Source organism: Anabaena sphaerica FACHB-251, from assembly GCF_014696825.1.
GTDB lineage: Bacteria > Cyanobacteriota > Cyanobacteriia > Cyanobacteriales > Nostocaceae > RDYJ01.
The window spans coordinates 26,178-49,125 of the sequence record NZ_JACJQU010000008.1; the positions used below are offsets into that span (position 1 = coordinate 26,178).

Below are 22,948 nucleotides of genomic sequence, written 5' to 3' on the forward strand. Positions count from 1 at the left end.
TTTATTTAGGTTCGGTGTAGGGAAGCAAACAAAATTTTTCTGAATTTACACATTACACATTCCGCAGAATTCGCTCAATCATCCCATTTGCTTGGGAGGCATAACCACCACCAAACAAATTAAAATGATTCAAAACGTGATATAGATTATAGAGTGTTTTCCGTCGTTCATAACCATCTTCTAAAGGAAATACTTCCTCGTATCCTTTATAAAAATCTGCTGGAAACCCCCCAAATAATTCTGTCATGGCAATATCAACTTCTCGATCACCAAAATAAGTGGCTGGATCAAAAATCACAGGTTCAGCATCAATAGTAAATCCTGCATTTCCTCCCCATAAATCTCCATGTACTAAGGCAGGTTGTACTTGATGCTCTGCTAATAATTCTGGAATAGCGGCTAATAATTTATCTTGTAAAGGAAAACTCCCTCCTCGTTGCTTTGCTAATTGAAATTGATAACCTAAACGATGTTGGGTGTAAAATTCTATCCAGTCAGATTTCCAAGTATTAATTTGGGGTGTGGAACCAATAGTATTATTCATGTTCCAGCCAAACCCTTGGTTACTAATAGTTGTGTGCATTTCTGCTAAATTACGCCCCATTTTCTGCCAAGATTTGTTATTACCATCGGTCATTTCTAGCCATTCCAATACTATATAACTAGAATTACCTGTAGTTCCCCAACATAAAGGTTGAGGAACACGAATAGTATTTGTTTGATACATTTGCTGTAAACCCAGCATTTCGGCTGCAAACATTTCTGCTTGAGAGGCCTGGTTAAGTTTAACAAAGTAAGTGACTTTACCATCACTAACTGCATAACCTTGGTTAATACAGCCACCACTTACAGATAAATGTTGTGAGGTTTGAAATTTATGTCCAGTTACTTGGCTAATATGAGTATCTATTTCCTGCCAAATCATAGTTTATGAGTTGTTAATGTAAATGGTGGGTTACGGCGCAATGGCCGCAAATCTGAATCTTAATTATCTGATCTTGTGCGCCTAACCCACCCTACAGTTTTTGGGTAATTTATTTTTTGCTGTTCCCTACGCTGGTTTGATCACAACTACAGCATAAGCTTCGGGGGATAAATACTGTTGTGCAGCTTGCATTAAATTATTTGCGTCTTGTGCTTGTATATATTGGGGATAGTTAAATGCAGGTTCTAAGTCACCTATTAAAGATTGATAATAACCATACAATCCGGAGCGATCGCTTGGTGTTTCATTCCCAAATATAAACCGATTAGCTACCCGTCTTTGCACACGAGCAATTTCTGATTCTTTGACTAATTCTGTTTGTATTGTTCGCAAATGTTGAGCGATCGCCTCTTCTACGGCTGCTAAATTTTCCACTTCGCATTTAGCAGAAATAGAAAATATTCCTTGGAGTCTATGATTCATATTACTAACAGAAATTGAGGAAACAAGTCCTCTTTCTTCCCTTAAATCATGGACTAATCTAGATGTGCGTCCATGTCCCAAAATTCCCGCTAACACATCCAAAGCATAAGTATCATTTAAATCTACTAATCCAGGTACTCGCCACAGCATAATTAACCTGGCTTGTTGTAGACTTTCATCAATAAATTCGCGGCGGACAATTTCTGTAAATGCCGGTTCTTGACTAATTGTTAATTGTTGATTGTTAACTGTTGATTGTTCACTGTTTTTACTAAATCCCTCAGCGATAATTTCTACTAATTGTTCTACAGGTAAATTACCTACCGCTACCGCAGTGATTGAAGATGGTTGATACCAAGTATGATGGAAATCGCGCATTTGTTGGGGTGTAACTTGGGAAATTACTGCTTCGGGACCGAGTACCGGACGACGATAGGGTAAAACATCAAAAGCGGTTTCCATTGTGCGCCGATAAATGCGCCTTCTGGGGTTATCTTCTGAACGTCGAATTTCTTCTAAAACGACTAATCTTTCTCTCTCAAAAGCATCATCAGGAACAGTAGGATTACAGACAACATCTATTTGCAGTGGTGCTAATTCTGCAAAGTCTTTGGGTGCAGTCGTGATATAATAATGTGTATAATCTTGGCTGGTTGCAGCATTAGTGACAGCGCCGCGCTCTTCAATCCGACGTTCAAACTCACCACTAGCTAGTCGCTCTGTTCCTTTAAAAACAATATGTTCTAAAAAGTGAGCCATGCCATTAATAGCATCTGACTCGACAGCAGAACCTATTTTTACCCATACATTCAGGTTAACTGCTTCCACCGGCATTTGTTCGGCGATGATGGTTAAACCATTTGGTAGATGATGCACCTTGGGGGCATGAAGGCGAGGAAATTTCAACAAAGTTGATGTCATTGGTGGTGAGAGCAATGTTACTTTCTTTATCTTAGCTAGGAGTGATTCAGACGGTAAGACTTGATCATCCAGCCTATCTATTCATAACCATGAAAAATCCCTGAAACGCTTAGGAATCGTTGGGTATCTATTGTAGAGATTTTTGATGGTGATGCACCCTATCAACCTAGAGGAGCGATAGCTTAAGCTTGGTTCGTTGCTGAGGTGATTCTGCTCGAATTACAGATGTCTGTGCAACTAATCAAGCCGCAGGTTTGCGTATTAACAACTGTTGCGTAAACACGAAATGTATTTTATACTTACAAAGAAGCTATGACGATGATGATAAAATTTAGCAATCCGAAACCATTCGTGAGAAAGTACGGAGATGTAAATCTCTATTTTACAGGTATTACAGACTGCATACTTTCTTATATATCATCCGGTGAAGCATAATTAATTGCATCTTTAAAAGCATACTACGTAAGTATTCCGTCCATATTCCTCTATACTGAGATTTAAATTATGCCAGAATTACGAACAGAACTAGGCGATTTTTCTAGTATTATTTGCTTTAAAGCAGTTATTACAGGCATGGAAGACGCTCTAGGAGAAAAAGCTACAGCCATTGCACTAACCACAGCCGGTCGTGCTAGGGGTAAAAAGTTAGCTAAAGATTTAGGTTTAGTGGGAACTTCAATTTCTTTAGATGAAACAGCAGCTAAATTAAAGCAGGCTTTAGGCAAGGAAGGTACACGTTTGTGTATAGTTCATAAAATTGTCGCTGAAGATGAAACCATTAAAGTTTATACTACTGAAACCGTGTGTTCTGCTGGTGAACCACTAAATTCACCCCGCAAATGCACTTTTACTATGGGCGCAGTTTGGGGTGCTATTGAGCAACTAATGGGTAAGCGTTTAAAAGGAGTACATACTGAATCCGTACTTAGAGGTGGTACTCATGATGTGTTTGAATTCACTCCTTTAGGATAACCGATATATATTTGACTATAGGTTTGGAAGTTAGGATTTTCTGCCAATCTTCAACTCTCACTGAGAATAATAGAGAATTCTCAAAATGGTAATAAACCCAGAAAAACATTTTTACTTGTCTCCACTTGTCTGGTTTCTCACGGACTTTCAGGTAGCAAGTGACAACTTTTTTCATACTAATATATTATCATGAAGTCACTGAGGCATAAACACCTGAATTAGCTTACCTTACCTTGTCGGAAGCAAGGTAAATACCCGGCTTAAAAGACTTCAACCCCTAAAAACATTTTGGGTTTTAGGGGTTGATGCCGGGGTTTTTATGCTATTTTTTGATAAACCCCTAGTTATCCTTAACTTTTTGCCATTGGTGGAAAAACAGAAATGCTTCTTGGTGCTTCAGTTGATGGTAAAAATTTATCTACCAACAATTGTTGGAAAGTCTTTAATGAATCTTGCCAGTTGTGAATTATTTGTTGCAAATCTTGTAATTTTTCAACCGGAGTATTTCCTAATAAGGAATAGTTGAAATTACCAGAAAACAAAATCGCAGCTGCTACTTTATCAGGAAACTGCACATTTGCTTGGTTAATACTTAAGTTGAGTATTCCCCGTTGCAAAGGATAACTTAACTGCAGGGAAGCATTAACTTTTGCTCCTGCAAATTCCTGCCATGAACCAGGTGCTAAAAGTTTACCATTGATGTATTGATATGCTTCCGCATCTGAGTTAAAAGTAACAAATCCTCTAGGGTTAATACCAACCCGCTGATATTCAACTTGAGATAGTTTTTCTACTAGCTGTTGTGTAATTTTGGGGATTTGAATTTCTCCCAGTTGTTTTGTACTTATGGCCTCTACTACAGTGACACTATTAGGCTGGGCAACAATTCCTACACCTGTGGTGAAAAATATCTGGACTACACCATTAGTATAAATCGGTTGTTTGGCTAACTCCCAATCTGCGGGAATAATCCCGGTATATTTCAGAAAATCGGGAGTGAGAACGGTGGGATTAAGATTTTTAGCGGTAATTGCGATCGCTAATTCCTGGATTTCAAAATTTTTACTCATGTTTAATTTTGCCTATTCTTGTCGCAGCATGAATACTTTATTACCAAATGCCAGTATAAAGCAGGTGACAGGGAACAGGTGACAGCTAACTCCCATACTGCCCGATTTAATTTAAAATTATGAGTAGTAATATTAAGAATTGTAAAATTAAGTATCAATGCCTAGTCTATCCCTGAACAACAGCCAATCCCGCGTCATCGTCATCGGTGCGGGAATAGGTGGACTAACCGCTGCCGCATTATTAGCACATAGAGGTTATAGCGTCTTAATTCTTGACCAGGCTTTAGTTCCCGGTGGTTGTGCTTCCACCTTTAAACGCCAAGGCTTTATCTTTGATGTCGGTGCAACTCAAGTTGCAGGGTTAGAACCAGGAGGAATTCATCACCGCATTTTCTCCGAATTAAATATAGATTTACCCGCAGCTACTCCTTGTGATCCAGCTTGTGCAGTTTATCTTCCGGGAGAGTCTACACCTATCAACGTGTGGCGTGATCCTGAAAAATGGAAACAAGAAAGACAAAGACAATTTCCAGGAAGTGACCCGTTTTGGCAATTATTGGCAACTTTATTTAATGCTAGTTGGGAATTTCAAGGACGTGACCCCGTTTTACCCCCCCGGAATTTATGGGATTTAGGACAATTAATAAAAGCAGTGCGTCCGAGTACATTTATTACTGCACCTTTCACTTTTATGACGGTGGGGGATGCTTTAAAATTATATGGTTTGGGAAATGACAAAAGACTGCGGAAATTTTTAGATTTACAACTCAAGTTATATTCTCAAGTTAGCGCCGAAGAAACTGCTTTGCTTTATGCGGCTACAGCGTTAAGTGTATCCCAATCACCCCAAGGATTGTATCACCTCCAAGGTAGTATGCAGGTATTGAGCGATCGCCTGGTCGAATCTTTAGAAAGAGACGGCGGTAAATTATTAATGCGTCACACCGTCGAAAAAATCAAAGTTGAAAATAACCAAGCTAACGCTGTAGTTATTAGAAATCAGAAAACAGGGGAAATTTGGACAGAAACAGCAGATCATGTAGTTGCTAACGTCACTGTTCAAAACTTAGTAGAATTATTAGCAGAAAATGCCCCATCTGGATATAAACAAAGAGTAGAAGAATTACCACCTGCTTCCGGTGCATTTGTGATTTATTTAGGTGTAGATAAGAGTGCAATTCCTGATGAATGTCCGCCCCATCTACAATTTCTATATGATATTAATGGTCCAATTGGTGAAAATAATTCCTTGTTTGTATCTGTAAGTCATGAGGGAGACGGACGCGCACCAAAGGGAAAAGCTACAATTATTGCTTCTTCTTTTGTTGATTTTACTCCCTGGTGGAATACTCAAGATTATCAAGGATTAAAACAAAAATTCACCCAAGATGCAATATCCAAACTTTCCCAATATTTCTATTTAAAGCCAGAAACAATTATTCATGTAGAAGCTGCTACACCTAAAACTTTTGCTCATTTTACAGGCAGAGAAAAGGGAATTGTGGGCGGAATTGGTCAAAGAATTCCTACCTTTGGACCCTTTGGTTTTGCTAATCGTACACCTATTAATAATTTGTGGTTAGTGGGTGACTCAACTCATCCAGGGGAAGGTACAGCAGGGGTAAGTTATTCAGCGTTGACTGTGGTTAGACAAATTCAAGCGCAATGGTAGATTTTTTCTCACGCAGAGGCGCAGAGAGGATTTTCGTTATGTCATGCACCTGAAATACATTGCATGGCAGACTAAGATATGCAGGTACTGAGAAAGCAAAAAGCAAAATAATAATATGCCCTGTGAGAAAAATAAACTATGGTAACAACAGCAACACCCGCAAAAAAATTGGACAAATGTCCGCAACTCGCGCTTTTCGTAATTGGGTAAAACTGGCAATAAATGAATAATATTCAACAAAAAAAAGGGACTAATTTGATACAGTCCCCAAGGGTAATCATTAAAATTCTCTCATCACCAATCACTCATTACCCATTACAACCCATCACTGATTGGTGATGCTGGAGATTGTTCCGCTTCAGGTGATGGCGTAGGTGATGACTCAGGTAATTGTGTAGGTGATATACGGGGTATCAAAAATTGTCTCCAAGTTCTAATTTGCTCTTGAGCATCTCTGTAAGCAGAACTACTACGGGGAATTAATCTAGCAGTAGCAATGCTTTGAGAAATATCAAACTCGCTTTGAGAACGTGCCATTTGTAACAATTGCTGACTCCATTGATCAATAGCTACGTTGACATCCATGCGTAAAACATTACGGTTTGACACCCGATCAGCCAACCGGATCGCTTCAGCTAAAGCTTCTGGTGTACCAGTAATAGCCACTTCTCTGGCTTTTCTCCAGTTTTCTCTGGCACGAATTTGTTCTTGCCAACTATCGACTGCTGTTTGTGCTTCACTAGCAAGCGCCCTTCCTGATGAAGCAATTTTTTGAGCTTCTCTAATAGCAGTGTTTAAATCACCACTTTCAGCAATAATCCTTGCTTGATCTAAATAAGGTTGGTCTTGGATGCGTTGAATTTTAGCAGTCCAAGTGCTAATTTTTTTCCGTGCTTCTGGATATAATGCACGACCAGAGCGAATTTGACTAGCTTCGGCGATCGCAGTTTGTAAAGAATTAATATCATCTAACAGAGCTATTTGGTCAGCACGTTCCAAATAAGGTCTGTCTTGAATAGATTCCACTTGGGAACGCCAGCGACCCATCTCCTGTCTAGCTTCTTGAGCGCGGGGGTTGCTATCAGGAATCTGTTGAGCTTCGGATATTGCTGCTGTTAAATCATTGATTGTGCCTTGACTAGCTAGAGTTCGCGCTTTTTCCAAACGAGAAACATCTTCAATTTCTAATTGCCAAACCGCTATCAGTTTTTGTGCTTTCTCATACACTTCCCTGGAAGCATCAATTTGTTGAGCTTGATAAATGGCTGCCTCTAAACCAGAAACCGTACCTATCCAAGCACTTCTTTGGGCTTCACCTAAAACAATAAAATCATCAATTTCTGATTGTAATGAAGCAATTGGCGGAATTTGTCTGGCAATGTCCAATGCTGTATCCGCGTCTCGCCTATCCATCTTGGCTTCTGCCAATTTCAGCATATTGCGCCCAAATTCAGGAATTAATTCCTGAGCTTTTTGATACAGGTAACTATCCGACTTAATCGATTCAGCTAATTTAATAGCTGCTAGGACATTATCTACTGAGCGACCTTTTGCTAGGCCTTCAGCCTTATAGAGTTTATCACCATCTTCCCGCGCAGTAACAATAATGCGATTTAGTTCGTCGTACTTAGTAGTTGCCCAATATTGATTATTAACACGCAGCAGTTTGGATGACAGCATAAACGCTGATTGCCAATGCCTTTGTCCCAGTTCTTTAATTGATTCTTGGTAGATTTCTTCTGCCTTAGACCAGGTAGACTGCCATTTAGTAATTTGCTCTTCTACTATTTTCCGAGCTTCCAGGTCTTCCGGAATTTGCCGAGCAGTTGCGATCGCTTCCTCTAAATTCCCAGATTGGAAACTTTGATCAGCTAACTTAAGAATATCTCGTGACCACTCTTCTAAAAAAGTATTAATTTGTCCCCTGAGTGGGTGGTTTTCTGGTAATTCTCTCACCAGTGCGATCGCTTGTAATAAATCGTTCACATTCTGCTTAGAAGCTGCCAAGGAAGCGCAGTGTAAACGTACCGAGGCACTAGCTAAAGGCCAAAAGATTTTGGGGCAATTTGGCGCTGATGGCAGCTTGAGCAGCATTGACATTGATATAAATCCGATGCCGCTAGGAATCAACGTTAATAAAATTGACCACAGCACCCAGCTTTTCATCCAGCGGGGCAATTTCCCTATTATCTTTTTAGTATCAAAAGATTCCTCTGAATGGTTATTTATAGGTAATCCTTCTGTATTTTTATCTTGTTGCTGTGTCACTGATTTAAAGTTAGAACCAGTAGCTGGGACACCAGATGGTTGAGTTGTCCCGACTTCTGGAGTTCGGGATAATCTTGTATTTTGATCCGGCTTTCTAGCTCTGGCTGGAGACCAACTATCTGAAATATCCCGATCTGTCATCTCACACACCAAAGTAATTGAATAACAGTTTTGCTCAAACTGATAATTCTATTTTTGCCATAGTAACTTTCTTTCTGGTCATTAAACAGTTATTTTTTTCATTTTCTATCGTCCTGCCTCCACAAATACCATTTATATTTCTTGGTTTTAGTAGTATTTCACACTTATTCTGAAACAGAAGCTTCCCTCTGTAAATCAACAATTAATTGTGCTAGATTATCACTACTTGCTTGATAAACATTGCCACAAAAATCACAAGTTGCTTCAGCACCATCATCTTTAATAATCATGTCTTGAAGTTCTGCTTCTCCTAGCATTTTCAATGCTCCCAGCACCCGATCAAAGGAGCAACCACAGTGGAAGCGCAACATTTGACTTTCTGGGAAAACTGTCAGTCCCATATCTCCCAGTAAATCACCAAAAATCTCCGTTAGCGTCTTTCCAGCTTGCAACAAAGGCGTGAAACCTGATAAAGCAGATACTCTTGATTCTAGGGTTGCAACTAAGGCTTCATCTCTAGCCGCTTTAGGCAAAACTTGTATTAGTATCCCTCCAGATGCTGTCACTCCACCTGCTCCCACAAACACGCCTAAAACCAAAGCCGAAGGTGTTTGTTCCGAATTTACCAGGTAATGTGCCACATCATCACCAATTTCCCCAGAAACAAGTGCAACTGTACTAGAGTAAGGATAGCCATAGCCAATATCCCGAACAACATAGAGATATCCACTACCCACAGCACCGCCAACATCTAGCTTACCTTTGGCATTGGGGGGCAATTCTACAGATGGGTTGCCTACATAGCCCCTGACTGTGCCATCCAAGCCTGCATCTACCAATATACCACCCAAAGGACCATCGCCCTTCACCCGGACATTGACTCTAGATCCAACACGCTTCATACTAGAAGCCATCAACAAACCTGCTGACATTGTTCTTCCCAGTGCTGCTGTGGCCACATAGGACAATTTATGACGTACTCTTGCTTCTTCAACTAAGCGTGTGGTAATCACACCAACCGCTCTAATACCACCATCGGCTGCTGTAGCCCGCATTAATTGATCCGCCATGAAAACCCTTACAATTCTTAACAAGATGACTTCTCTATTGTAATTTCTCCAGGCACTAGACGGTGGACTGGTGGGAAAAAGGAAAGATGAGCGAGAATAATTAATTATGAATTACGAATTAACTATGCTGGGTACTTTTCAACAAAGCCAACTGCGAATCGAAATCGAAGCATCAGCAGATGCTATTCACGATAGTTTGTTAATTCCAGCACAACTGCAAAAATGGCTACTAGGACAAAGTTTTTCCCCTGGAATGCCGAAAAAATTATTATCTGGATTTGATTTTACTACTTCCACCGGACCTGTCCAAATTCATCATCACGTCGATGTAGCGAAAACTAATTGCTTGCGTTTGCTACTCAGTGGGGGTATTGACGGTTTTCATGAGTGGTATTGGGGGGAAGGTTGGGTACAGTCTCGTTTGGAAGGTGTGTCAATTTTACCTTTGAATTTGGGGCAGACTGTGAGTTTGTTGAGTTTGCGGGAGTTTTTGAGGAGTAAACAAAAATAAGAAAGTTTTTCTATGCTCACGCAGAGGCGCAGAGGCGCAGAGAGTTAAATGTTAAGTTTTTTTGTGGGGTGGGTTGGGAAATAAACTGATTTTTCAACCTAACTCACTCAGTGAGAAATTACAATTTTGCTCATCGGATATAATTAAAAGCGAATAACTTCTTTTTGATGAATATATTCAGAATAGATATCTATTCTATGCGATCGCTCTCTCTTGGCTTTTAGATAAATTTCAATTATGTAAAACTAAAAACAGTTTAGAATTTTATAACTTCCAAAGTTTTCCTCTTTATATTTTCTTAATAATTAATTGAGAATTATTTTTATTTATCAACGGTATTGCAATACTTTCAGCGATCTGCTATGATTTAGGAGAATTTGTAATTTCCCTTATTGTGTCTATTTTTAAGACTGCGTTTACAGCAGCAGATTGAAAGCTTTTATTTATAAGTATTTCGGAACTCGCAAAACTGAACATCTGCAAAAAAATTGAGCAAATTCTCAAAATTTTCTGACAAGAGAATTACAAATATTTGATGCTGTTGTTTGCGGGTTATAATTTGGGGTATTGACAAATCAAATATTTTATGGTATGTAGCCTGGATTAGTAAGAAGAATAAATGGTAAGTAACGGTATTAACTATTTTCTATTTTCAGTGAATGAGAATGAGAAAAGCGTTAGCGTTAGCTTACCGCAGGTGTCGCTCTTGTGAAGTGAATGTGGCTAGAGGCTAGAGAGCGATCGCTATAGGTCAATATTCAATATTTAGCTAACCATCACTGAAGAAAACACTCTTGAGTGAATCTTAATCTTTTAGCCCTTTTGATTCAGAGTGGTAACTACTTCATACCCAATTTGTGTTTTTTGTTTTTTACTCTTAATATTTCGGATTCTAATGGAACTAATTTGATTAGCATTAGTCAAATGTGTTCCACCACAAGCTTCTTTTGTTAAACCACCAACATCCAATTTACGGACTCCTGCTTCATTAACTATTTTCAGTGGCATACTATTTCTAATTACTTCATCAAGTCTTTCCTCTAACATTAGCTTTAACTTATCTTCATCCATAGGACTACCTATAAATGTGACTTTAGCTTCTCCAGGAAAGTGATGTCCTTGGACTGCTTTCAAGTTTGGTTCAATTTTTTCAGCTAAAGCAGCTAATATGTGTCCTGCGGAATGTAAAGACATTTGTTGAAAACGCCATTCTTTATCAACACGCAGGATAACCATACTTCCAATTTCAAAATCAGGTTTCTCCTTCAAAATATGGTTAATCTGAATGAGATTGGGATTAGTAGGATCAAGAACTTCCTTTTGCACAAAGTCAACTTCTATGTCATTTATTCTTCCCTTATCTGAACGTTGACCTCCTCCTTGAGGGTGAAATATTGTTTCGTCAACACGAATAGAATAGACATTATATCCACCGAATTCTATCTGCTGAATATCCGTAACTTTAGCTGTTGATTCATATTGGTCTTGATGAGTCATATACACTGGATTTGTGGCAAGCTGCATAATTTAATCTCCTTGACTTATTTTTGGGAAAATTTAGATGAATTTTTTGAGACTACCTACTATTATTAATTCATTGGGAAAATTCTAACTCCAGTAGGTAAGCGGTAAATTATCGTTTCGATAACCAATAAAACATGAAGCTGTTAACCTATGTGTATTTCCTGGACGAATTGAATGAAGATTTTGGGAGTTAAACAGAATTAAATCACCAGTAAATGCCTTAAGACTAGTTGATGGTTCTGGTAAATGACAATGATTAATACCATAAAGACCATCTGATTTTTCTTGATAAGATCCATAATCTAAACCAAATGACCAAAGTTCCAAATCACCTCCATTTTCAGGAACTTGAAGATAAATATTTGCTGCCAATTGGGTTTTTATTGACCGTAAACTAGACTCATTTGAAACATTCCATGTAACCATATCTTGATGTGGAAGTACGTATGTTTCTGGTTCTATAACCCGACATAAACCCACAAACATTAATTGTTTATTATAACGTTCAATATTTGCTCCAGATGGCCATATCTCGTCTAATTCTAACCGCAGAATATCTATAGGTGATAAGGATGGAGTAAAGTATTGCCGAATTCTATCAATTGATGGTTTAGCTGAGGTAAAATACTGACTTGCAATTTTCTCAGATGACTGAGTTTCAGAAAAAGATAAACCATATCTACCAACTTCACCAGGAGCATAAGCATAAAATTCATACTCATCTTGTAAAATTGTATCTGCACAGTTTTTTGCTTTATTTATGGGAAAATAATTAGGAACCCATATAGCTAATATTTCTCCTCTTATGAGTTTTTTGAGAGACTCTAAATCTAATTTTTCTTGCTGGATGTAATTCATCTCTTATCTCCGATATTGTTCAATTGAGTAGATTTTTACTCATATTGAATTTAATGGCAATTCAAAAAGTTCATAAGTTTTATCTATCAAAATTGCAACAAAATCGTAAATATTTCATAAATTTCAGAAAAATATCCTAAAAATTCATAAAATTCAGCTATTATCAAATTTCATGGGGCAACTGTAACTACTAATACCTATCAACAGATGACTGCGGAAGAAGCATTGAAACTGATAGAACTTGCTGATAACTGGGTTGTTGCGAAGACAGGAGAACCGCTGTCAGATGTCCAAAAGGCAATAATTCAACAGATATTAGAAGGTAAGAAACTAAAGGATGTAGAAGTTGTAGGCTATGCAAATAGTTCTATTCAACGTGAATATGCTCCCAAGTTATGGAGACTGTTGGAGGACGTAACAGGAGAGAAAAAGGTTGGCGTGAAAAACCTACAGGTAGTTATAGAGAGACTACAAAAACGTGAATTACCCAAAGTTTCAGATACCGTAACAGCAAATATTGAGGAGACTGAGAGAGAAAATAACAACATAAAACAGCTTTCAGAATTAGGTATAGAGAATCTTCTATGCTATTCATCAGAGTCTAATTTTGTCGGACGTGACACAGACAGCAATTACCGATATCAACACCCTCATCAGTGAACGCCACAAAATCATCGTCATTCAAGCAGCAGGAGGAGTAGGAAAGACAACTTTAGCAAAGCAATATTTATATAAAAACTTTGATTTAGTCTTACCACTAGAAATGGCGAAAGATACAGAAAATATTACAGCTGTTGAAAGTGAAATTGAAACATGGCTAAAACAATACTTTCAAGAAGAACCAGGAAGGGATTTTAAAACTACTCTAAACAGGCTAAAACAACAACTGCAAACCCGCAAAGTAGGAGTATTAATTGATAACTTAGAACCTGCACTAGATAAACAAGGTAGGTTCATTGAAAAACATAATCTTTATGTAGAACTATTACGAGTTTTAGGTGATGAAAATGTGCAGTCTCTCACCCTAATTACCAGTAGAGAAAGGTTATGTGATGATCGTATTGATCGTAGTATCTATCATTATCCTTTAGCTGTGTTAGATGTAACCGCATGGTCAGAATTTTTTACAACTCGTAAAATTAAGATTGATACCCCATCTTTAGAAGCAATGCACAAAATTTATGGGGGTAATGCTAAAGCAATGGATATTCTCTTGGGGGTAATAAGAACAGATTATGATGGGGATATGTCCGCTTATTGGCAAGAAAATTGTACTTTGGTAGAAACGGAATTAAAAAATTTAGTTGAAAGTCAGTTTAACCGTTTGCAAACTTTAGATATTGATGCTTATAAATTACTTTGTCGGTTAGGATGTTTTCGTTATCAAGATGTACCCAGAGTTTCTATTGATGCACTATTAGCTTTATTGTGGGATATTTCTGAAGATAAGCGGAGAGATGTAATTAAATCTTTGCGAAATGAATTCGAGAAGGGAGAATACTGGTTACATCCAGTCGTTAGAGAACAGGCGATAGAGAGGTTGAAAGCAAGTGGAGAATGGGAGGAGGTAAATCGTAAAGCGGCTGAATTTTGGACTGAGAGTGTGAATACAGTTAGAACGATAGAGGATGCGAAAAAAGCATTTGAGGCGTATTATCACTATTTAGATATAAATGATTTTGAGAAGTGTGTTGCAGTGATTATTCAAAGGAGAGATGAGCCTTGGAAGAAAGACGTTCATAAGCGTCTAACTTTACCTCCCAGTCTTGCAGGTTCTTTCTCCAGGTTCGGATTGTTAGAAAGAATGATTTTTTCTATAAGGAAAATTGTTTGCTATATCCCACAGGGATATTTATTAATTCAGCTTAATAACACCCTTGGCGACCTTTATTGGCGGATAGGATATATTCACGAAGCTATTAAATCTTATCAAGATTCTCAAGCTATAGCTATTAAATTTAACGTAGAAAATTTAGATTACTTAGAGATAGATTCTTTATATAATATTGGTCGTTGTAAAGTGGAATTAGGGGAAATAGCTGAAGCCATAGAATTACTGGAAAAGGCTCATGCAAGCTCTGAATATTCAAAATGGCACGTACGTTCTGTATCTATTTTGTTTAATTTAGCATTTTTATATTCATGTTTAGGATTTCAGGAAAAAGCAACTTACTTAGCAGAAAAAATTTATCATGAAATACCTAGTACCCCTTTAGGAATTAAGTCTACTGGTTATAGATCACTTTTTTTAGGTTTAACATATATAAATTTAAGTAATTTTAATCAAGCACTTGAAATACTAATATCTGCTTTATCCTATGCTGAAAAAATTAACTTTATTCAGATGAAAGGGAAAACTTTAGTGGGTTTAGCACAAATACACCGAGAACAAGACAATTTTGAAAAATCTCTTGACCAGCATTCAGAATCAATCGAAATCTTAGATAAAATCGGTGCTAAATGTGATTTAGCAGAAGCATACTACCAACTAGGCTTAACATATCAAAAAATGGGTGAAACCGAAAAAAGCAACACCAACTTTAACGAAGCTATCCAACTGTATCAAGAAATGGAAGCACCCAAGCAAGTTGAGAAAGCGAAAAAAGCCAAAAGAGGAAATATTGATTCACAAAATGTAAGAGTTTAGCAATGCTAAACCCCTACTACATTCTTAATTATGAATTATGAATTATATAATTATGAATTATGAATTATAAATTCTAAATTACTTCCCAGGCTTTACCACCAACACCGAACAATTAGCCTCTTCCATGACTTGAGTGCTAACAGAACCCTCAACAATTCTCTTCATCCCGGTTAACCCACGACTACCAATCACCACTAAATCAGTTTTATAAATATTGGCTAGTCTAATAATTTCGTCAGCAGGATCACCAGTTACTAATTCTAACTCGCTTTTGACTGACAATTGTTCCTGATATGATTGCAGCTGCTTTTCAATATGGAAATAAAACGACTTTGGTGAGTCTGGATGAGGACGATCAGCGGGTAATTCTATTTCTGACTCTGGGGTAGGAAATACATGACAAAGAATAACTTTAGTGTTTGACGACAGCACCAAATCACCTAAAGTTTGAATTACTCGTTCAGCAATTTCCGAGCCATCCAGAGCTACTAAAATAGTTTTTAACACCGCTTTTGTCTCCTCAAGGTAGACCCCTTAAATTATCACATCAAGAATTTTATTGGTTTGAACACCAACAATTTTCTTAATGTGAACTTTCGTTTGCTAAAGTCACAAACTCACTATCATTAACTATGAAGTAGCTGCTGTCAACCGCATTCAGGAAAAAATATTGCATTCTAAATTACTCTTTGTCCGCAATTCGCCTTCGTACTGAATCACCATGGGAAGGCAAACCTTCAGCTTTAGCAAGAGTGTCAATTGCACCAGCCACTTTCCCAAGTGCTGTTGATGAGTATTGGATAATACTAGAGTGTTTGAGGAACGTTTCTACACCCAAAGCAGAAGCATAACGGGCAGCACCAGAGGTAGGTAAGGTGTGGTTAGGTCCTGCTAAATAGTCTCCTACAGCTTCTGGTGTTGAATTACCCAGGAAAATAGCACCAGCATGACGAATCTGGGAAATTAAAGCCCAAGGATCTTGAACTTCTAATTCTAGGTGTTCAGGAGCAAATTCATTTGAGAGTTCTGCTGCTGCTTCTAGAGATTCGACAACGACAATTAAGCCGTAATGCGCGATCGCTTTTTCTGTGTCTATTCGTCTGGGATGATCTACCAGTTGTCTATCTACAGCTACCTGGACTTTTTTCGCTAAACCCGCATCTGTTGTCAACAAAATCGCCGCCGCCATTGGATCATGTTCAGCCTGTGCCAACAAATCCGCAGCCACGTGGGCAGCATTGGCTGTTTCGTCAGCAATAATCAGAACTTCACTTGGTCCTGCTAAGGAATCAATACCCACTGTGCCGTAGACTAGTTTTTTGGCCAAGGTGACATAAATGTTACCAGGTCCACTAATCACATTCACTTTGGGAATTGTTTCTGTACCGTAGGCTAACGCAGCGATCGCTTGAGCGCCCCCAATCCGATAAATTTCTTCTACCCCAGCTTCCTGGGCAGCCACCAAGACTGCTGGATTAACTGCTTTACCTGCCCCTGGCGGTGTTACCATCACTATACGTGGTACACCTGCCACTTTAGCTGGTATAGCATTCATTAGCACCGTACTGGGGTAGGAAGCCCGACCTCCAGGGACGTATAAACCTGCCCGATCTACAGGAGTATAGCGTTTACCCAGTACCACTTCATCATCGCCAAAGTGTACCCAGCTTTTTGGTACTCGCTGACGGTGAAACGCTTCAATTTGGCGACAAGCCAGCTGAATAGCTGCCAACAAATCCTTTGATACCTGTTGGTAAGCTGCATCCAGTTCTGAACCTGTAACCCTTAGTTCTTCTGGTTGCAAGGTTTGGTGGTCAAATTCGGCTGTGTAGTGCAGTACAGCTTTGTCGCCTTGGCGCTTGACTGCTTGCAACACTTCCCGCACCGTTGCTTCTTTGTGAAGCACCTGTTCGTCATGAGTGCGTTCGCAGATACGTTGTAGTTCGGATATAACGTCTGCCTGCTGAGTAATAATTCGCAGCATGGAGTAAGGACAATGCCAAAATTAGAATGTTCCCGTTTGAGAATCAGTTTGGCTCTTTACCCATTCAGGGATCAGGCTCATCCTAATTCTCTTCTCTAGCTTAACCCGGATTTTTTTGATACTCCCAGGATTATTGCCTGTGAAAATACATCCTCATGGGAAATGAACTGAATTAGCAGTCACACCTCTTCTTTCGATTGTGGTGAGTTAGGACACTATTTGGTTCAGTAACTTATTTTAACCTATTTCCTGATTTTGCGACTCTCCAACTCCAAAGGCATGGAAATTTTTCAGCTAACCTCTGCCGACACTAGCCTGACCCTGATTGGCAACTTCAGGAAGGAAATTTTTTCTAGAAATTATAACATTGGCAACTTTGGTGCTATATTAGTAAATCTAGTAGTGTGTGTACATATTAATTAATAGTTTTTTTGGAATTGACTGTGGCGAATACAAAGTCTGCTCTCAAACGCGCCCAAATCGCAGAACGCAACCGACTGCGTAACAAAGCATATAAATCAGCAGTAAAGACGCTGATGAAAAAATACTTGACTGCTGTTGAAGCTCATGCGGCTAATCCTACTCCAGAATCAAAACAAGTAGTAGATGCTCGGATGTCTGAGGCCTACAGCAAAATTGATAAAGCTGTAAAGCGGGGTGTGCTACACCCCAACACCGGGGCGAGGAAAAAGTCAAGGTTAGCTCACAAACTCAAACCGCTGACCCAAACAGCAGAGTAGTCATTAGTCGTTAGTCATTAGCTAAGAGATTAATGACTTACCCCATACCCAGTAATGACTCCTGACTCCATCATGCAATTAGTAGACACCCACGTACATCTCAACTTTGATCTATTTCAGCCAGATTTAGCAGCAGTGCGATCGCGTTGGCAAGAAGCAGGGATAGTAAGTTTAGTGCATTCCTGTGTTCATCCCGAAGAATTTGCCAGCATTCAAACTTTAGCTCACCAGTTCCCCGAAATCAGTTTTGCCGTTGGCTTACATCCTTTAGATGCAGCCAAATGGAACCACCAGACAGCAGAGAAAATCACATCTCTAGCCTGTTCCGATTCTAAAGTGGTGGCGATTGGGGAAATGGGACTAGATTTTTACAAGGCAAATAACTATGAACAACAGTACATAGTATTTGAGACGCAATTAGCGATCGCTACTGAACTTAACCTACCAGTGATCATCCATTGTCGTGATGCAGCACCACAGGTAAGAGAAGTATTGCAGAAATGGCGGGAAAATCAAGGAGAAAGACTGCGGGGTGTAATGCATTGTTGGAGTGGAACGCCAGAAGAAACCCAATGGTTTCTTGATTTAGGCTTCTACATTAGCTTCAGTGGGACAGTAACCTTTAAAAACGCGAAAGCCATACAAGCCTCAGCTGCTATGGTGAGTAGCGATCGCCTACTTATAGAAACAGATTGTCCTTTTCTGGCTCCCACACCCAAAAGAGGCGAAAAACGCAACGAACCAGCTTATGTAGGTTATGTAGCCGAACAATTAGCTAAATTAAGGGAGGAAACGGTAGAAGCGATCGCCCATCAAACCACTGAAAATGCTTGCAAATTATTCGGACTTTCATTAACACAGAGCGATTGCACCTGATAAATTGCTCGTCTACCAATCATCAAGCATCATCAAAAAGCACTCCCCCAGTACCTCTATCATCAACTGCTTTGGGAGCATTGCCTTGAGTAAACCCAGAAAGAAAGCAAAAATAAGACTCTCGGATGACAAAACCGTGCTAATATTATTCCCTCCAAAACATTTCACTTGCGTCATAATGATAAAGGAAGGAATTTTTAAATAACTACTGAAAAATGCTAGTTAATGATAGGTATAAAATCTATCTCAACGACTAAATACTGGTGATTGTTGATAAAATAGAACCCAAAATTCACGGACATCTAAAATATCTCTACAAGCAGATGCTCTCAATAGATAACAAACCCTGGCAGCATAGTTTGATATGGAATGCAAGCAAAACAGCCTATCTCTGTGTATCGAATGTGTATTGAACTATAGAAAATTATTAAAAGTAAGAGCCTTGTGACTAAAACTCAGCAAAATAAATCCATCCTGATTCAAAGCCTACACTCGCGGATTCATCATTTTTGGGGTCTCACTGTGAGTATAGATGAGGTCTTTTAAAGATACAACAGTATGGATGTGCATAGATTGAACAGGCTGTTTTGGAGGGTGGGAGTGAGAAAAACAAATCAAACTCAGCAAGATATCAACCATCTGTTCTTGTTGCATCAATCCCGGCAGTGGATTTTAGCCATCCTTGCTGATCTTCAAGGGCGATTATCCACTTCTCAAAAGCGCCCATGCCAATTTTAATTGCAGCGGAAAGCCCGCATCTGTGAATAGCAGGTGATGTCAGGAGAAGTTAATCGACAGCCTGCATACACAACGCTAGAGTCGGGAAAATTACCACAACAGTATCCAAGCGAAAGTTTAACCAGGTTGACAAAGGTAGAGGCATGACTAACGAAACATATATGGAACCCGCCTTTCTGTTACCCGACTTGATTGAAATCCAGCGTTCAAGCTTTCGCTGGTTTTTAGAAGAAGGGCTAATAGAAGAGTTGAACTCCTTTAGTCCGATTACAGACTACACGGGAAAATTAGAACTGCACTTTTTAGGTCATAACTATAAACTCAAAGAACCTAAGTATAGCGTCGAAGAATCCAAACGGCGAGATAGCACTTATGCAGTGCAAATGTATGTCCCCACAAGACTGTTAAACAAAGAAACAGGGGATATTAAAGAACAAGAAGTATTTATAGGTGATCTGCCTTTGATGACAGATCGGGGTACGTTTATTATTAACGGAGCCGAGCGGGTTATCGTCAACCAAATAGTGCGATCGCCAGGAGTTTATTACAAATCAGAAATTGACAAAAACGGTAGACGGACTTATTCTGCCAGCTTAATCCCTAACCGGGGAGCATGGCTAAAATTTGAAACAGACCGTAACGATTTAGTGTGGGTACGCATCGACAAAACCCGCAAACTATCAGCACAGGTACTACTCAAAGCACTAGGTTTATCAGACAACGAAATCTTTGATGCCCTACGTCACCCAGAGTACTTCCAAAAAACCATCGAAAAAGAAGGGCAATTTTCCGAAGAAGAAGCCCTGATGGAGTTGTACCGCAAACTGCGTCCCGGTGAACCACCCACAGTTTTAGGAGGACAGCAACTCCTAGACTCCCGCTTCTTCGACCCCAAACGCTACGACTTGGGAAGAGTAGGCAGATACAAACTCAACAAAAAACTTCGCCTCTCCGTCCCCGATACCATGCGCGTTCTCACCCCTGGGGACATCCTAGCCGCAGTAGATTATCTGATCAACCTAGAGTATGACATTGGCAGTATTGACGACATCGACCACCTCGGAAATCGCCGAGTCAGAAGCGTAGGTGAACTACTACAAAACCAAGTCAGAGTAGGTTTGAACCGTTTAGAGCGCATCATTCGGGAAAGAATGACCGTATCCGATGCCGAAGTTCTCACCCCAGCTTCCCTAGTTAACCCCAAACCCTTAGTAGCAGCAATCAAAGAATTCTTTGGTTCCAGCCAACTGAGTCAGTTCATGGATCAAACCAATCCCCTCGCAGAACTGACCCATAAACGCCGACTCAGCGCCTTGGGTCCTGGCGGTCTAACCAGAGAAAGAGCGGGTTTTGCTGTCCGGGATATTCACCCCAGCCACTACGGACGCATCTGCCCCATTGAAACACCAGAAGGACCAAACGCCGGATTAATTGGCTCACTAGCCACCCATGCCCGCGTTAACCAATATGGATTCCTAGAAACCCCCTTTAGACCAGTAGAAAACGGGCGAGTCTGCTACGAAAAAGCAGCAGTATACATGACTGCGGATGAAGAAGACGACCTGCGGGTAGCACCAGGAGACATTCCCGTTGATGAAAACGGACACATCATGGGATTGCAAGTACCAGTTCGCTATCGTCAAGAATTTTCCACCACCACACCCGAACAAGTAGACTACGTAGCGGTCTCTCCGGTGCAGATAGTGTCAGTAGCAACCAGCATGATTCCCTTTTTGGAACATGACGACGCTAACCGTGCCTTGATGGGTTCTAATATGCAACGGCAAGCAGTACCCCTACTCAAACCAGAGCGACCCTTGGTAGGAACAGGTTTAGAAGCCCAAGGTGCTAGAGACTCTGGGATGGTGATTGTTTCTCGTACTGATGGCGATGTAGTTTATGCAGATGCGGCTGAAATTCGCGTCAGAGTTAGAGAAAAAGCAATAGGTAGTGGTGAAGATGCAAACAGCAACACTGCTGCCAAACCCCAGGAAATTAGATATGTGCTGTCTAAATATCAACGTTCCAACCAAGACACCTGCCTGAACCAAAAACCCCTAGTCCGCATTGGCGAAAAAGTGGTAGCCGGACAGGTGTTGGCAGATGGTTCTTCCACCGAGGGGGGAGAGTTGGCACTGGGACAAAACATTGTTGTGGCTTATATGCCTTGGGAAGGTTACAACTACGAAGACGCGATTTTGATTTCTGAGCGATTGGTGCAGGATGATATTTACACCTCAATTCACATTGAAAAATATGAAATTGAGGCTAGACAAACCAAACTGGGACCAGAAGAAATCACTAGAGAAATTCCCAACGTCGGTGAAGATGCCCTGCGACAGTTAGATGAACAGGGAATCATCCGCATTGGGGCATGGGTAGAAGCTGGAGACATTCTAGTGGGAAAAGTCACGCCGAAGGGTGAGTCTGACCAACCACCAGAAGAAAAACTGCTGCGGGCAATCTTTGGTGAAAAAGCTCGAGATGTGCGGGATAACTCTCTGCGAGTTCCCAATGGTGAAAAAGGCCGAGTCGTTGATGTGCGGTTGTTCACCAGAGAACAAGGGGACGAACTGCCACCAGGAGCAAACATGGTGGTGCGGGTGTATGTGGCACAGAAACGCAAAATCCAAGTCGGCGACAAAATGGCAGGGAGACACGGCAACAAGGGGATTATTTCTCGGATTTTGCCAGCGGAAGATATGCCTTACCTGCCTGATGGTTCACCGGTGGATATTGTGCTTAACCCCTTGGGTGTTCCTAGCCGGATGAATGTGGGTCAAGTATTTGAATGTTTGTTAGGTTGGGCGGGTCAGAATTTGGGAGTGAGGTTTAAGATCACTCCCTTTGATGAAATGTATGGGGAAGAATCTTCTCGCCGCATTGTCCATGGCAAACTGCAAGAAGCTAGGGACGAAACCGGGAAAAACTGGGTCTACAATCCCGATGATCCGGGCAAAATCATGGTTTATGACGGACGCACAGGGGAACCTTTTGACCGTCCCATCACGGTGGGAGTCGCCTATATGCTCAAACTGGTGCATTTAGTTGATGACAAAATTCACGCCCGTTCCACAGGACCCTATTCTCTAGTGACTCAACAACCTTTGGGAGGAAAAGCCCAACAAGGTGGTCAAAGATTTGGAGAAATGGAAGTGTGGGCGCTGGAGGCTTTTGGCGCTGCTTATACCTTGCAGGAGTTGTTAACAGTGAAATCTGACGATATGCAAGGGCGGAATGAGGCTCTCAATGCGATCGTTAAAGGTAAGGCTATTCCTCGTCCGGGTACTCCAGAATCTTTCAAGGTATTAATGCGAGAGTTGCAATCTTTGGGTTTAGATATTGCTGTGCATAAGGTAGAAACCCAAGCCGATGGCAGTTCGTTGGATGTGGAAGTTGACCTGATGGCGGATCAATCAGCCCGCCGCACTCCACCTCGTCCCACCTATGAGTCACTTTCTCGTGAGTCGTTGGAAGAAGAAGAATAGGTGATTGGGGACTGGGGACTGGGGGACTGGGGACTGGGGAATGGGGACTGGGGACTGGGG

At 40.3% G+C, this 22,948-nt stretch carries 17 protein-coding genes; 8 read left to right on the forward strand and 9 right to left on the reverse strand.

The window, feature by feature from the left end:
* Window positions 1-52 precede the first annotated feature (52 nt).
* On the reverse strand, window positions 53-925 hold the full coding sequence (locus tag H6G06_RS14870) for a fructosamine kinase family protein (RefSeq protein ID WP_190561428.1): 873 nt from the start codon (window positions 923-925) through the stop codon (window positions 53-55).
* Window positions 926-1,051: 126 nt separating this feature from the next.
* Complete coding sequence (locus H6G06_RS14875; RefSeq protein WP_190561430.1) at window positions 1,052-2,329, reverse strand: M16 family metallopeptidase; 1,278 nt, start codon at window positions 2,327-2,329, stop codon at window positions 1,052-1,054.
* A 504-nt stretch (window positions 2,330-2,833) separates the two neighbouring features.
* Between H6G06_RS14875 and H6G06_RS14880 the strand changes: the two genes are divergently transcribed.
* Window positions 2,834-3,301 carry a hydrocarbon-binding protein gene (locus H6G06_RS14880; RefSeq protein WP_190561432.1) on the forward strand — a complete coding sequence of 156 codons (468 nt, stop codon included), beginning with the start codon at window positions 2,834-2,836 and terminating at the stop codon, window positions 3,299-3,301.
* A gap of 350 nt (window positions 3,302-3,651) precedes the next feature.
* On the opposite strand, the gene H6G06_RS14885 is transcribed toward H6G06_RS14880, so the two are convergent.
* A complete protein-coding gene (locus tag H6G06_RS14885; protein ID WP_190561434.1) occupies window positions 3,652-4,371 on the reverse strand; it encodes a hypothetical protein in 720 nt (239 codons plus the stop codon).
* A 157-nt stretch (window positions 4,372-4,528) separates the two neighbouring features.
* Here H6G06_RS14885 and crtD point away from each other — a divergent pair, with 157 nt between their 5' ends.
* On the forward strand, window positions 4,529-6,043 hold the full coding sequence (gene crtD, locus H6G06_RS14890; protein WP_190561436.1) for a C-3',4' desaturase CrtD: 1,515 nt from the start codon (window positions 4,529-4,531) through the stop codon (window positions 6,041-6,043).
* A gap of 315 nt (window positions 6,044-6,358) precedes the next feature.
* On the opposite strand, the gene H6G06_RS14895 is transcribed toward crtD, so the two are convergent.
* Both H6G06_RS14895 and hslO read right to left on the reverse strand, forming a co-directional pair.
* Window positions 6,359-8,452: a chromosome segregation ATPase gene (locus H6G06_RS14895; RefSeq protein WP_190561438.1), complete on the reverse strand. Its 2,094-nt coding sequence runs from the start codon at window positions 8,450-8,452 to the stop codon at window positions 6,359-6,361.
* Window positions 8,453-8,616: 164 nt separating this feature from the next.
* Window positions 8,617-9,522, reverse strand: a complete 906-nt coding sequence (gene hslO / locus H6G06_RS14900) for an Hsp33 family molecular chaperone HslO (protein ID WP_190561440.1) — start codon at window positions 9,520-9,522, stop codon at window positions 8,617-8,619.
* 124 nt (window positions 9,523-9,646) lie between these two features.
* On the opposite strand from hslO, the gene H6G06_RS14905 reads away from it, so the two are divergent.
* A complete protein-coding gene (locus H6G06_RS14905; RefSeq protein WP_190561677.1) occupies window positions 9,647-10,033 on the forward strand; it encodes a hypothetical protein in 387 nt (128 codons plus the stop codon).
* Between the two features lie 813 nt (window positions 10,034-10,846).
* On the opposite strand, the gene H6G06_RS14910 is transcribed toward H6G06_RS14905, so the two are convergent.
* Both H6G06_RS14910 and H6G06_RS14915 read right to left on the reverse strand, forming a co-directional pair.
* A complete protein-coding gene (locus H6G06_RS14910) occupies window positions 10,847-11,557 on the reverse strand; it encodes an alanyl-tRNA editing protein (RefSeq protein ID WP_190561442.1) in 711 nt (236 codons plus the stop codon).
* A gap of 84 nt (window positions 11,558-11,641) precedes the next feature.
* The gene (locus H6G06_RS14915) at window positions 11,642-12,415 is read right to left on the reverse strand and encodes a 2OG-Fe(II)-dependent halogenase WelO5 family protein (protein ID WP_190561444.1); all 774 of its coding nucleotides are present in this window, start codon (window positions 12,413-12,415) and stop codon (window positions 11,642-11,644) included.
* Between the two features lie 207 nt (window positions 12,416-12,622).
* Here H6G06_RS14915 and H6G06_RS14920 point away from each other — a divergent pair, with 207 nt between their 5' ends.
* Window positions 12,623-13,075, forward strand: coding sequence for a helix-turn-helix domain-containing protein (locus H6G06_RS14920; RefSeq protein WP_190561446.1), 453 nt, complete (start codon window positions 12,623-12,625; stop codon window positions 13,073-13,075).
* Window positions 13,032-15,062 (forward strand): tetratricopeptide repeat protein, encoded by a 2,031-nt coding sequence (locus H6G06_RS28000; protein ID WP_190561448.1) that lies wholly within the window; start codon window positions 13,032-13,034, stop codon window positions 15,060-15,062. Before H6G06_RS14920 ends, H6G06_RS28000 begins: the two co-directional genes overlap by 44 nt.
* Before the next feature lie 78 nt (window positions 15,063-15,140).
* Here H6G06_RS28000 and H6G06_RS14930 read toward each other — a convergent pair whose 3' ends face one another.
* Together H6G06_RS14930 and hisD are read right to left on the reverse strand one after the other, a co-directional pair.
* Window positions 15,141-15,569, reverse strand: coding sequence for a universal stress protein (locus tag H6G06_RS14930; protein ID WP_190561450.1), 429 nt, complete (start codon window positions 15,567-15,569; stop codon window positions 15,141-15,143).
* A gap of 175 nt (window positions 15,570-15,744) precedes the next feature.
* Entirely contained in the window at window positions 15,745-17,046 is a 1,302-nt protein-coding gene (hisD, locus tag H6G06_RS14935) for a histidinol dehydrogenase (protein ID WP_190561452.1), read from the reverse strand.
* A 443-nt stretch (window positions 17,047-17,489) separates the two neighbouring features.
* On the opposite strand from hisD, the gene rpsT reads away from it, so the two are divergent.
* The 3 genes from rpsT to rpoB all read left to right on the forward strand — a co-directional run bounded on the left by rpsT (window position 17,490) and on the right by rpoB (window position 22,888).
* A complete protein-coding gene (rpsT, locus tag H6G06_RS14940; RefSeq protein ID WP_190561454.1) occupies window positions 17,490-17,786 on the forward strand; it encodes a 30S ribosomal protein S20 in 297 nt (98 codons plus the stop codon).
* A gap of 72 nt (window positions 17,787-17,858) precedes the next feature.
* Complete coding sequence (locus H6G06_RS14945) at window positions 17,859-18,662, forward strand: TatD family hydrolase (protein ID WP_190561679.1); 804 nt, start codon at window positions 17,859-17,861, stop codon at window positions 18,660-18,662.
* Window positions 18,663-19,543: 881 nt separating this feature from the next.
* The gene (gene rpoB / locus H6G06_RS14950; protein ID WP_190561456.1) at window positions 19,544-22,888 is read left to right on the forward strand and encodes a DNA-directed RNA polymerase subunit beta; all 3,345 of its coding nucleotides are present in this window, start codon (window positions 19,544-19,546) and stop codon (window positions 22,886-22,888) included.
* The last annotated feature ends 60 nt before the right edge of the window (window positions 22,889-22,948 follow it).